The 12014-nt window shown below is 38.0% G+C and carries 13 protein-coding genes; 11 read left to right on the top strand and 2 right to left on the bottom strand.

Annotated elements, in window-relative coordinates:
• Nucleotides 1-144: 144 nt before the first annotated feature.
• The 7 genes from T323_RS0119065 (at nucleotide 145) to T323_RS27140 (ending at nucleotide 6315) form a co-directional block, all read left to right on the top strand.
• Nucleotides 145-714, top strand: a complete 570-nt coding sequence (locus tag T323_RS0119065) for a 5-formyltetrahydrofolate cyclo-ligase (protein WP_026674709.1) — start codon at nucleotides 145-147, stop codon at nucleotides 712-714.
• Nucleotides 702-1478: a DUF92 domain-containing protein gene (locus T323_RS0119070; protein WP_026674710.1), complete on the top strand. Its 777-nt coding sequence runs from the start codon at nucleotides 702-704 to the stop codon at nucleotides 1476-1478. The genes T323_RS0119065 and T323_RS0119070 overlap by 13 nt, the downstream gene beginning before the upstream one ends.
• A 20-nt stretch (nucleotides 1479-1498) precedes the next feature.
• The gene (locus T323_RS0119075; RefSeq protein WP_026674711.1) at nucleotides 1499-2518 is read left to right on the top strand and encodes a ThiF family adenylyltransferase; all 1020 of its coding nucleotides are present in this window, start codon (nucleotides 1499-1501) and stop codon (nucleotides 2516-2518) included.
• Nucleotides 2519-2602: 84 nt separating this feature from the next.
• Nucleotides 2603-3544: an L-lactate dehydrogenase gene (locus T323_RS0119080; RefSeq protein ID WP_026674712.1), complete on the top strand. Its 942-nt coding sequence runs from the start codon at nucleotides 2603-2605 to the stop codon at nucleotides 3542-3544.
• Nucleotides 3545-3611: 67 nt separating this feature from the next.
• A complete protein-coding gene (gene yqgO / locus T323_RS0119085; RefSeq protein WP_026674713.1) occupies nucleotides 3612-3800 on the top strand; it encodes a protein YqgO in 189 nt (62 codons plus the stop codon).
• 207 nt (nucleotides 3801-4007) lie between these two features.
• Complete coding sequence (locus T323_RS28115; protein ID WP_051556619.1) at nucleotides 4008-4763, top strand: HAD family hydrolase; 756 nt, start codon at nucleotides 4008-4010, stop codon at nucleotides 4761-4763.
• Between the two features lie 4 nt (nucleotides 4764-4767).
• On the top strand, nucleotides 4768-6315 hold the full coding sequence (locus T323_RS27140) for a rhomboid family protein (RefSeq protein ID WP_035179316.1): 1548 nt from the start codon (nucleotides 4768-4770) through the stop codon (nucleotides 6313-6315).
• Here T323_RS27140 and T323_RS0119100 read toward each other — a convergent pair.
• Nucleotides 6289-7182, bottom strand: a complete 894-nt coding sequence (locus tag T323_RS0119100; RefSeq protein ID WP_026674714.1) for a hypothetical protein — start codon at nucleotides 7180-7182, stop codon at nucleotides 6289-6291. The genes T323_RS27140 and T323_RS0119100 overlap by 27 nt on opposite strands.
• Before the next feature lie 90 nt (nucleotides 7183-7272).
• Here T323_RS0119100 and T323_RS0119105 point away from each other — a divergent pair, with 90 nt between their 5' ends.
• Complete coding sequence (locus T323_RS0119105; protein WP_026674715.1) at nucleotides 7273-8325, top strand: M42 family metallopeptidase; 1053 nt, start codon at nucleotides 7273-7275, stop codon at nucleotides 8323-8325.
• Between the two features lie 378 nt (nucleotides 8326-8703).
• On the top strand, nucleotides 8704-10194 hold the full coding sequence (locus tag T323_RS0119110; protein WP_035179318.1) for a spore germination protein: 1491 nt from the start codon (nucleotides 8704-8706) through the stop codon (nucleotides 10192-10194).
• Nucleotides 10195-10778: 584 nt separating this feature from the next.
• Here the strand turns inward: T323_RS0119110 and T323_RS0119120 are convergent.
• The gene (locus tag T323_RS0119120) at nucleotides 10779-11162 is read right to left on the bottom strand and encodes a YueI family protein (protein ID WP_026674717.1); all 384 of its coding nucleotides are present in this window, start codon (nucleotides 11160-11162) and stop codon (nucleotides 10779-10781) included.
• A gap of 126 nt (nucleotides 11163-11288) precedes the next feature.
• On the opposite strand from T323_RS0119120, the gene T323_RS0119125 reads away from it, so the two are divergent.
• Nucleotides 11289-11801, top strand: a complete 513-nt coding sequence (locus tag T323_RS0119125; RefSeq protein WP_026674718.1) for a hypothetical protein — start codon at nucleotides 11289-11291, stop codon at nucleotides 11799-11801.
• Between the two features lie 17 nt (nucleotides 11802-11818).
• Nucleotides 11819-12010 carry a YqgQ family protein gene (locus T323_RS0119130; protein ID WP_035179321.1) on the top strand — a complete coding sequence of 64 codons (192 nt, stop codon included), beginning with the start codon at nucleotides 11819-11821 and terminating at the stop codon, nucleotides 12008-12010.
• The last annotated feature ends 4 nt before the right edge of the window (nucleotides 12011-12014 follow it).

Below are 12014 nucleotides of genomic sequence, written 5' to 3' on the forward strand. Positions count from 1 at the left end.
AATTATTGATATTCATAGCACCTTTCTTGTTCTACTAAAACAGGGAAGGTGCTTTTTAGTTCTTTTGCAAGAAAGTCTTTTCATAGCGTTTTTTCTTGTAGAAAGGTAGAATAGAAAACGAGAATAGGGAAAGGAGTTGCAACAATGTTAGAAAAAAAACAGCTCCGGAAATGGACACAACAAAAATTACAACAAATGAGCGAAGAAGAACGGGAACAGCATGCAGCGATTATTGCAGCGAAAGTACAGCAACTGTCTAGTTGGAAAAATGCTCAAACCATCGCTATAACGATTTCAAGGCAAACAGAAGTTCATACTCATTCCTTACTTGAAGTCGGTTGGCAACAAAACAAGACGATTGTCGTTCCAAAGACCGATCAAAAAAATAAAACGATGATCTTTTATAAAATTGATTCTTTTTCAGATTTGGAAGAAACATATTACAATCTCCTTGAGCCAATCCCAAGCCGTTGTATACAGGTGAACAAAACGGATATTGACTTTGTCATTGTTCCAGGGCTTGCTTACGATGAGCAAGGGTATCGTCTCGGTTTTGGTGGCGGGTATTATGACCGATTTCTTTCTACATACGACGGGGAAACGTGTTCGATTGCATTTGAAACACAAATAAGAGATGACATTCCAAAAGAGTCCTTTGATATACCAGTCCAAAAAATAGTGACAGAAAAGCGGGTTATTCAATGCTTGGCTTAATTGTTGTCGTATTTTTACTTTCTTTCACAGCGTTTTTTTTTAAAAAACTATCTATGTCAGGCTCATTTATGGCATTTATTGTGGGAACGATGATTGTATATGGGTTACAACTAGAAGGGCTTGTATTACTAGGTATATTTTTTGTCAGTTCCACAGCATTGGGAGCATTTTTTCAAAAGAAAAAGCAAAATGATATAGTAGAAAAAGGTGACAGGCGAGATGGCTTTCAAGTAATCGCAAACGGAGGTGTCGCTGCTGTTTGTGCGAGTATGTTTGGTGTGACGAATGAGCCATTATGGGTGGTAGCGTTCGTTGGGTCACTTGCTGCGGCTAATGCAGACACATGGGCTTCTGAGATCGGAACATTAAGCCGTAAGAAGCCGATTTCCATTTTATCTTTTCAACGAGTGGAACGTGGTACCTCAGGTGCTATTTCTTTTCTTGGAACAGTTGCTTCACTTTGCGGAGCCATTGCAATTGCAGTGCCAGCTGTTATTTTATTTGAATCACTGATTTCGTGGACTTCCGTTTATATTTTTGTATTATTTGTACTTGCAGGATGGTTTGGAAGTACAGTTGATACTCTTATTGGAGCTTTTATGCAAAATGTAAATGAATGTTCAGTCTGTCAAAGGAAAACAGAAAAACGTTACCATTGTCAGCAAAAGACAATACCCGTCTTTGGATTTCGATGGATAACAAATGACACAGTTAACTTATGCTGTACAATTACCGGTGCAGTTGTAGCAGTTTTGTTCATATAAACTAAAGGAGAAATGTGAAGATGGAACAGCAAAGAGAGCGGTATTCTAGACAAATATTATTTTCGCCAATTGGGGAAGAAGGACAAGCGTTGTTACTTGAAAAAAAAGTGCTCATCGTTGGGATGGGAGCACTTGGAACGGTATTAGCTAGTCATCTTGTCCGGGCAGGGGTAGGCACGGTTACTTTTGCTGACCGAGATTATGTTGAAAAAAGCAATCTTCAACGCCAAGTGTTATTTGATGAAGACGATGTAGCTGAAGCGTTGCCAAAAGCGGTGGCGGCTGAGAGAAAATTGAGAAAAGTAAATTCTGACATTACAATTCAAGGTATTGTGGCAGATGTAACGAGAGATAATATGGATGACTTGTTAGACGGCGTCGACTTAGTATTAGATGGAACAGATAATTTTCAAACTAGGTTTTTAATTAATGATGCTTGTTTTAAAAAAGGAATTCCTTTTGTTTATGGCGGTGCGGTTAGTTCAAGAGGGATGACGGCAATTTTTATTCCAGGTGAAACACCGTGCTTACGTTGCTTTATAAAAGAAGGTGATACAGGTGGACAAACTTGTGACATGATTGGTGTTATTTCTCCTGTTGTTGATATTGTAGGTTCGTTTCAAGCTGTTGAAGCGATAAAATTTTTAGTTCAAGCGAATAAATCACAACGTAACAGTTTACTTTCTTTTGATATTTGGAACTATCATATGTTTGAATTGAAGTTCTCTACACCTGATCATGATTGTCCGACATGTCAGTTACATGAATACCCAGCTCTTCAAATGGAAGAGGGGGAAATGGTGACATCGCTTTGTGGAAGAGAAACGGTTCAAATCAATGCAAGGTCATCTTTTGATTTAAAAGAATGGGCAACAAAATTGCAAGTCATTGGCACAGTGAAAGAGACGCCTTTTCTTCTTAGAGTAGAGTTGGACAATGGGATGAAATTCGTGCTATTCCCGGATGGCCGGACACTTGTCCAAGGTACGGAAGATGTTACAGAAGCGAAAGCATTATATCGGAAATATATAGGGCTTTAGTGATGAGTCCTTCATCTCCTAGTATTTTTAGCTATATTACGTCAAGATAAAGGCAAATCATTTGTTGAAAGGTGGAGGTAATAAATGGCAAACGGATCGCGTGTAGTTATTATTGGAACAGGGTTTGTTGGATCGAGTTATGCGTATGCTTTATTAAATCAAGGGTTAGTTGAAGAACTCGTTCTTTTAGATTTAAATAAAGAAAAAGCAGAAGGGGATGCAATGGATTTAAATCACGGTATGCCATTCGGTGCTCCGATGAAAATATGGGCAGGTACATATGAAGATTGTAAAGAGGCAGATATTGTTGTCATTACAGCCGGAGCAAATCAAGGACCAGGAGAAACACGGCTTGACTTGATTGAAAAAAACGCAGCTATTTTCAAAAAAATTGTCGGTGATGTAATGGCTTCTGGATTTGATGGTATTTTTATCGTGGCTACAAATCCTGTTGATATTTTATCCTACGCGACATGGAAGTTTTCTGGCTTACCAATGGAACGTGTCATTGGGTCTGGCACAATATTAGATACAGCACGCTTCCGATTTTTATTAGGTCAATATTTCAATGTGGATTCACGTAATGTCCATGCTTACATTATGGGAGAACATGGGGACACAGAGTTACCAGTGTGGAGTCACGCGGACATTGGAGGAAAACCAATATTAAGTTTGCTGGATGATAAAGCTAAATCAGAAGCTGACTTAGATGAGATTTTTATCAATGTAAGAGACGCCGCCTATCACATTATTGAAAGAAAAGGCGCTACGTACTATGCGATTGCAATGGGGTTAGTTCGACTAACAGAAGCGATATTTCGTAATGAAAACTCCATCTTAACGGTGTCTACACTACTAAATGGACAATATGGCTTAGATGATATTTATATTGGCGTACCCGCTTTCGTCAATCGTCAAGGAATACGAGAAGTATTAGAATTAAATTTACATGAAAAAGAAAGGGAAAAGCTTCACCATTCCGCTTCCGTTTTAAAAGAAGCAATGGAGCCTCTGAAAGGAATGTAAGTTAGCCCAATGATAAACGGATAATTCAATAGAAAATGCACAAAGTATGGATAAGGAGGAATGTAATATGATCTCAAGAATATTGTCATTACTATCCATGATTACATCAGGTGTTGTTATTTACAAATACAGATATCGTATTCTAAACGCTGTCCTCGGACAACGAACACTACGAAAAGCAGCCATCGCCCTATCCATGCAAATCCCATTCGTCCGTCAAAAACTCCTGAGCAACTTCGTCTTCACCCAAAGATAGAGAACAAGCACCAAAAGGCGCCTTTCCTTTTGGTGCTTGTTCGTTAGCAAGGCGAAGCCGGGGCAATCTTTAAAGTCCAATTGGAGCGTTTTTCTCCAAATGGACGCGCCCCGAGCGAAGCCCACCAAAAGGCGCCTTTCCTTTTGGTGCTTGTTTTATTCGTAAACCGAAAGAAAGCTTGCTATAATGAAGTGAAGAGGTGATGGAATGAGATGGAAAACCATTTGCTTTGATTTGGATAATACATTGTTCAGCCATGAAGCGGCGTTCGAAAAAGCAATCAAAAATTGTTATGAAAAAACAGTGACTTTGTGGAAAAAGGATAAGCAAATAAAACACGCCCCAAGTACGGACGAATGGTTTTTTCTGTTTAAACAAAACAGTGATCGGTTTTGGCGTCAATTCGAGCAAAAAACGATCGATAGGAGAACGTACCGTAGATTGCGCTATCAACAAACGATGCTAGCTTTTAACCTACCTTATTCAGACACAGAGGCAGACCAATTTCATGAACAATATAATCAAACGGTTTACGAATTTACTGAACCTTATGAAGGACTTGCCTCATTGCTTGAGTTCTTACAAGAAAACGGCATAAAACTAGGGATTATTACGAACGGACCAGCAGACACACAATATGAAAAAATAAAAAGATTAGGGATTTCTCAGTATATAACATCAGAACATATATTTATTTCTGAACAGCTAACCGTCGCTAAGCCGAACCCAGCTATTTTCAACTATGCCCTTACACAACTACAGCATCAACCACAAGAAGGAAAATTATATGTAGGAGATTCGTGGGAACAGGATATTATCGGTGCACGACATGCTGGCTGGGAAGCCATTTATATGAACACAAGAAATGTTGATCCACATTCAACTGAACCTGTAGTAGCGACTTGTCATACACTTACTGAAGTGAAAAACATCATCGAGAGAGAATTGAACTTGAAGGGATGAGGATATGGACGTTTATCGTCATGATTTACTGTATTGGCAAATAGCCCATTACTTTATCTTGAATGGAATGAAAGTACTTGATATTCATTCGAGTCATAAAGAAGTATGGTTAGAACATGAAAACGCCAATACGGTAGTTCGACTTGTAAGGACAGAGTTAGATTGGGGAAATGCATTAAAAAAAGATATTGATAACACGTTAGCGGCAGTTGAGCGTGTTAGAAAAAAATTAGGATATCGAACACTTACAGTAGAAAATGTGTATGTTTCTATGTATCCACCGGTTGATTCCTATGAGCATCTAATTAACGAACCTACTCAATTAGGAAGAAATTATGCTACAACTGTGTATACGTCTTTATTAGAGGCAGAAGAACAAAATAAAGAAGCAACATTGAAAAAACTTTGTCAAAGGTTACATATTACTCTCCCATCGATGGGAGAGTGGGATAAACAAAGTTATGAAAATATTCCGCTCATTCGTCATGAGGTTAGGATGATTCATGAGCAGCGCATCCAGCAGGAAAAAGCATTGTTTCAGTTTGCAAAGCCTAAATTAACTTATGTATTGTTACTTCTCATAGGTGTTATGTTTGGGATTGTAGAATATAGTGGGGGAAGTCAAAGTATATCAGTTTTAATTGAATTTGGAGCTAAATACAATCCTGCGATTGAAGAAGGAGAATGGTGGCGTTTTTTTACCTCCATGTTTTTACATATAGGATTACTTCATCTGTTTATGAATTCACTAGCCTTGTATTTTTTAGGAACGGCGGTGGAACGAATTTACGGTAGTTTTCGTTTTCTATTTATTTATGTTATCGCAGGAATAGTAGGCTCAATCGCAAGTTATGCATTTAGCGAACAAATCTCAGCAGGAGCTTCTGGGGCGATTTTTGGCTGTTTTGGAGCTTTGTTATATTTTGGTCTCATTCATAAAAGAATCTTTCTTCGAACAATGGGGACAAGTTTATTTGTTATTTTAGCGATAAATTTAGCTATAGGCTTTGCTATTCCGGTTATTGACAATGCAGCTCATATCGGTGGATTAGTCGGTGGATTTTTCGCATCAGGACTAATGCATTTACCGAAACATAAAAAGAGTGGAAAGCAGTTTGTTTATTTTCTCTTTGTTTGTCTGGCGGTCGGTGGCTTATTTTTTTATGGTATGCAAAATGAATCGAAATCAGGGGCTGATCTTGCTCACCTACAATATATCCAAGAACTTTTAGTAGAGGAAGAAGTAGAAGAAGCTTATCATTTAGCTAGAAAAGTTGTCGATGATGGGAATGAACGACCAGAAGCTTTCTTTTTATTAGGTGTTGCTGAAGCCAAGCTTGGCATGTATGAAGAGGGAAAAGTCAGCTTTCAACAAACAGTGCGACTTAACCCTCAATTTCATGAAGCTCATTATAACTTAGCTTTAATTTATAAGGAACTTAAGCAATATAACGATGCGTTGCAATCTGTAGAAAAGGCTATATCTATTGAAAAAGATGAGCAATATGAACAATTACAGGAGCTTTTACTCGTCGATACTGGACGTGAATGATAAAGGCTTAAGTAATTGAACTTTTTCGCCATCTTTTGTTTCAAAAACAATGACGATATGATCTGCTTCCTTGGAAAGTAAGAGGAGAGGGACTGTGCTACCAATAGGATCCATTCTCTCTCCGTTTGTTGGTGATGGGATACCTAGTAAATAATTTTCATAAAGACTTTCCCAAATGACACCAAGGGCATACATCGTTTCATTCATTGTTAATCCAGGCAAAGGCTTATCCTGATATTGACCGAGTGTTGTCAATGGAATTTGTTCATAGGAATCGATAGGAATATTATAAAAAATAATAAGATCTTCCCATTTGTACGATAAATTTTGATTGACGATATTGTCTAAAATTCGTTTACTCTCCATTTCTTTTTCAGTTTTAGGTGTTCGAAATGAAGTTAATGGACTAAGAGGTGAATCAATGACATATAACTCATCCGTACTCATTTTATGTTTGCTTTTCTTTTCGTCATTTGGATAATGAATTTCTGCATGATGAAAACTTATGATTTCATAATGACCACTGTCTTCACCACGAACTTTTTTTTCTAATAAAATCGTATCACTATTTTGTTTAGCTTCACTCATCGTATCTTTTAGGACACCATCTTCAAACAGAAGAGAGAGGTCATGACGTAGTTGAACTTTTTCATCTAATGTCGAGTGAGACGTCCAAGATAATGTATACTCATCTTGATCATTCAGCTTTAACACTTGTAAACTAGACAACGCTTCTACATATTGAACTTTTTCATCAGTAGGGAAAAATACTAATGTTTCTCTGCTCGGGTCAGGTCGTAAAAATAAAAACAATGAAAAGCCTAGAGCCAGTAATCCAATTGCTAGATATATAGTTTTTCGTGGCATAATGGTAACCTCCAATGGATAGCCTTGTCTTACAATATGTACGACCTTTACTAAATATGAAAACTTTAAATTAGAAAGGGAGAGTCCAAAATGAAAAACCAACCGAATGTAAACAAAATCGTCAAATTATTAGAGGAAATCGTCAATATTCCAAGTCCTTCTGGAAATACGGAAAATGTTATCACTGCTGTTGAAACATTATTACAACCACACGGTGTGACAATGTTCCGCAATCACAAAGGCGGCTTACTGATTTCCATACAAGGGGAAGACGATAGCAAACAGCGGATGTTAACAGCGCATGTTGATACGTTAGGGGCGATGGTAAAGGAAATTAAAGATGATGGTCGATTGCGTTTAGCGATGATCGGCGGATTTAGATGGAATGCGGTGGAAGGAGAGTATTGTGAAATCGAGACAAGTAACGGAGCTATTCACACTGGTACGATTTTAATTCACCAGTCCTCTGTGCATGTATATAAAGAAGCGGGCAGTGCTAAACGAGATGAAAAGAATATTGAAGTGAGGATCGATGAGGTTGTAAACTCAAAAGACGATGTGAAAAAACTAGGGATTCAAGTTGGTGATTTTGTTTCGTTTGCACCAAGATTTGAGACGACAAGTAGTGGATTTATTAAATCGAGGCATTTAGATGATAAAGCAAGTGTTGCCATTTTACTTGAACTAATCATGACGGCGATGGAGGCAAAATGGAATCTTCCTTATACGACTCATTTCTTAATCTCAAATAATGAAGAAATCGGTTATGGTGGAAATTCTAATATACCAAGTGAAGTTGTCGAATACTTAGCAGTCGATATGGGAGCGATTGGTGATGGTCAAACCACAACGGAATATTGTGTTTCGATTTGCGCCAAAGATGCAAGTGGTCCTTATCACAAGCAGTTTAAACAAAAGCTTGTTGACTTAGCAGAGGAACATTCATTAAATTATGAAATTGATATTTACCCATATTACGGTTCAGATGCATCGGCTGCGATTCGATCAGGACACGATATTAAGCACGCATTAATTGGGCCAGGTATTGATGCGTCACATGCTCATGAACGAACACATCGAAGCTCTTTAGAAAATACAAGCAAACTCCTTTATGCATATGTAAAAAGTGAGCTGCTTCCATAAAATTTATACTTGTCACTTAAGAAACGCCTTTGAGAAATGGTTCTCTTAGGCGTTTTTCTATTGTTTTAAAGAGAAGTCAGGTGTCTAGGACATTAACACGGACATCTGTTCCGCTAATTTTAAAAAAAGTAGCTTTTTTCAAAGACTATCGGACACTAGTTCCGTTACTTAACAGAACGAGTGTGATTTTGTCGCTCTTTTCGTCTATTAGCGGAATAGATGTCCGGTAGAAATGAAAAAGGTGTGTTTTTTGCGAAATAGCGGAGCAGGTGTCCGAACGGTTGATGACACGAGATTAAAATTGCATCTTTACTTACAAATTCACTTTCATCTAAAAATGGTTAGATTCATGCATGAAATGGAAAGCAATTGCAAAAAATGAACTTGAATTGGAGGCGAGTACAATTGAAAAAAGAGGCGATTAAGCATCCAGTAAGTACAAGTTTAGATGAAAATGTAGAATTTTTAAAACGCGAACTAGGGGTCGATGAGAGCTTTGACGTGATTCAACTTGATCTAGAGCATGTTGGTCGCAAAATGGCACTCTTTCTAGTAGATGGATTTGCCAAAGATTTATCATTAACTCAAATTCAGCGGGAATTATCCGCCGCGAAACCTGAAGCTTTTCAAACGGATATTTTACAAAAACTCATTAAAAGCACGATTCCATATGTTGAAATAGAAACGAATAATGATTTAGATGCCGTAGTTGACCAAGTGTTAGCCGGTCCAGCTGCCCTTGTTGTCGATGGTGTTGATGAAATCATTTTACTTGATACAAGAACATACCCGGTTCGTGGACCTGAAGAGCCAGATACAGAACAAGTTATTCGCGGTGCAAAAGATGGGTATGTGGAAACTCTTGTTGAAAATGCCGCATTAACAAGAAGACGTGTCCGTGACAGAACGTTCCGGGTTCAATACATACAAGTCGGACGGCGTTCAAAAACCGACCTTGCCCTCATGTATATAGCGGATATAGCTGATCCAAGTCATGTGGAAAAATTAAAAAAAGCATTAGAAAAAATATCAACCGACGGGTTACCGATGGGAGACAAATCGATTGAAGAATTTATTTTCGGACATCATTATAACCCTTACCCGATGGTGAGATATACTGAAAGGCCGGATGTAGCAGCGTCTCATTTGTTTGAAGGTCATATCATTATAATGGTTGATGGGTCACCAAGTGTGATGTTAACACCGACAACGTTTTGGCATCATCTTCAGCATGCAGAAGAATATCGGCAAAAACCGATTGTAGGAGCAGTCCTACGTGGTGTTCGCTTTTTTGCCGTTTGGGCTTCGATTTTTCTTTTGCCGTTATGGTATTTGTTTGCAATGAATGAGGCGTTAGTGCCGGGTCCACTCCATTATATTGGTGTTGCAGATGATGGAGAAGTTTCTCTGTATGTTCAGTTCATACTAGCCGAAATTGGAATTGAAATGCTGAGGATGGCCGCCATTCATACTCCAAATGCTCTTGCTACAGCTCTTGGGTTAGTTGCAGCGATTTTAATAGGACAAGTCGCCATTGATGTTGGTTTATTTTCACCTGAAGTAATTTTGTATTTAGCGGTTGCAGCGATTGGTTCATTTGCTACGCCAAGTTATGAAATCAGTTTAGCAAATCGTATGATTCGAGTGTTGCTCTTGACCTCAACAGCCATTTTTGGTTTAGGAGGATATGTGGGAGGAATTGTAGTATGGGTGCTTTGGTTAGCGTCGATCAAAGTGTTAGATGTTCCGTATTTATGGCCATTTCTTCCGTTCTCACTTCGTGGTTTACGCGATGTATTGTTTCGCGCTCCAATGCCACTTAAAAACAGAAGACCAGCCGCGCTTCATCCACTTGATCCAGACCGATAATAAAAAAGGTGTCATAACGTAACCAAACGTTTAGACACCTCTTTTTTGTTGTTTACTGGATAGTAGAATGACATGAACACGTCAAACTTCGTTAAATGCAAATATAGCCGTTGTTATTAATACAGTGGTGAAGGACAAAACAAGAAGAAACCGAAGCAAAAGTGTCCTTCATAAAGGCGATGAAGGACAAAACAAGGAGAAAACAAAGCAAAAGTGTCCTTCATAAAGGAGATGAAGGACAAAACAAGGAGAAAACAAAGCAAAAGTGTCCTTCATAAAGGCGATGAAGGACAAAACAAGAAGAAACCGAAGCAAAAGTGTCCTTCATAAAGGGGATGAAGGACAAAACAAGGAGAAACCGAAGCGAAAGTGTCCTTCATAAAGGTGATGAAGGACAAAGCGAGGAGAAACCGAAGCAAAAGTGTCCTTCATACAAATGAGATGGGTCCCCTGGAGAGAAGTGTCCAATAGAAGGCTTCTATCAGCTAAAAATTTTGGTATAGCATTGAAGCTTTGAAAGCTTATTCTAGGAGAGCGAAGACTCCGCACTTCGCTTGAAAAGAAAAGACGCTTTGGCGCTTTTCTTATCCAAGTGCAAACAAATCATCTCGTACAAAAATTTCATCAATATCAACTGCTGTATTTTCACTTGCTAATACTAATCCCATTGCATCATTGTTCGATGTCGTGACAATCGTAAATGGGATATTGTGCTTATTGGCTTCTTTTACGTAATTAGCATAAAGTTGATAGCCAAGACTGCCATTGATGTATAAATGTTTCTTTTGTTTTTCTGCCATTAGGCGAACAACCTCTGGGTACATCCCTTTATGTATCACTTGTTTTTTTGTTAAGGCAATAAATATTCGCTCAACAATCGTCGATAAAAAAATCGCTCGTTCCTCAGGTTTAATTTCAGGTGCCCCATATATTCCTCGTTCAAGAGCATCTTTTACTTTATCTTCCATTACGTTCCCTTCTTCCTATCTGATTTTTCTTGTTGTTAAACAGCTTGACTACTCATAGAATATCATAAATACAAGCTTTTGTTTGTCACGGAACTGTGATTATTTACTTAAACAAGGAGGTACACTATGTTGACATGGTTTGGCGTTTTATTTTTCACAACGTTACTTGGATTAATGATGGGGGGATTGTTAGTATCAAAACGTAATCTACCTCAACATAAGCTTATTCTTGCTGTCGTTATTATGTTTGCTGGGATGACGTATGTTGGCATGTTGCTTGGAAGTATTGTCAGTTCCTTTTTATCCATTATTGTTATCAAAGTGTTTATGACAATATGTGCGGTCTTATTTATTGTTGTTTGTCTTAGTCAATTTCATTCAACACTCGGTTTTTTTTATACAAAAGAAAAGATAGTATGGGCACCGCTACTTGTATTATTTTTGTTATTCGGAATGGAGTGGGCATTCGCTGATATTTCTCCTTGGGTCATTATTCTTGCATCCCTCTTATTTATGGGGACGATGATGGCTGGAACGTTTGTCCAAGTCATGATTCAAGAAAAAGCATGGAGAATTCCTTATTCAGCTTTTATTCCATTTGTTTGGCTTCTTTTCATCGTCATTATAAAACTGGTATAATAAAAGCGGTGATGAACATGAACAGTTTTTATGATGTCCAGCAACTTTTAAAAAGATATGGAACGATCATCTATACAAAAAATAGAGAAACAGATATTATGATGATGGAAGAAGAGCTTCGAGAACTATACAAGTTAAGTATGCTCGATGCAAAAACATATCAGCAAGGAATCCTTATACTTAAGAATGAACTACAGAAAGAAGGGTAAGAGC

The sequence above is a fragment of the Alkalihalobacillus bogoriensis ATCC BAA-922 genome, from assembly GCF_000621445.1.
GTDB lineage: Bacteria > Bacillota > Bacilli > Bacillales > Bacillaceae_F > Bacillus_AO > Bacillus_AO bogoriense.

Bases quoted from the DNA above. Each gene is read 5' to 3' on its own strand.
- T323_RS28115 (WP_051556619.1), top strand. From the start codon at position 4,008: ATGAGATGGAAAACCATTTGCTTTGATTTGGATAATACATTGTTCAGC.
- T323_RS0119065 (WP_026674709.1), top strand. From the start codon at position 145: ATGTTAGAAAAAAAACAGCTCCGGAAATGGACACAACAAAAATTACAA.
- T323_RS0119120 (WP_026674717.1), bottom strand. From the start codon at position 11,162: ATGGAAGATAAAGTAAAAGATGCTCTTGAACGAGGAATATATGGGGCA.
- yqgO (WP_026674713.1), top strand. From the start codon at position 3,612: ATGATCTCAAGAATATTGTCATTACTATCCATGATTACATCAGGTGTT.
- T323_RS0119125 (WP_026674718.1), top strand. From the start codon at position 11,289: ATGTTGACATGGTTTGGCGTTTTATTTTTCACAACGTTACTTGGATTA.
- T323_RS27140 (WP_035179316.1), top strand. From the start codon at position 4,768: ATGGACGTTTATCGTCATGATTTACTGTATTGGCAAATAGCCCATTAC.
- T323_RS0119110 (WP_035179318.1), top strand. From the start codon at position 8,704: ATGAACTTGAATTGGAGGCGAGTACAATTGAAAAAAGAGGCGATTAAG.
- T323_RS0119070 (WP_026674710.1), top strand. From the start codon at position 702: ATGCTTGGCTTAATTGTTGTCGTATTTTTACTTTCTTTCACAGCGTTT.
- T323_RS0119105 (WP_026674715.1), top strand. From the start codon at position 7,273: ATGAAAAACCAACCGAATGTAAACAAAATCGTCAAATTATTAGAGGAA.
- T323_RS0119130 (WP_035179321.1), top strand. From the start codon at position 11,819: ATGAACAGTTTTTATGATGTCCAGCAACTTTTAAAAAGATATGGAACG.
- T323_RS0119075 (WP_026674711.1), top strand. From the start codon at position 1,499: ATGGAACAGCAAAGAGAGCGGTATTCTAGACAAATATTATTTTCGCCA.
- T323_RS0119080 (WP_026674712.1), top strand. From the start codon at position 2,603: ATGGCAAACGGATCGCGTGTAGTTATTATTGGAACAGGGTTTGTTGGA.
- T323_RS0119100 (WP_026674714.1), bottom strand. From the start codon at position 7,182: ATGCCACGAAAAACTATATATCTAGCAATTGGATTACTGGCTCTAGGC.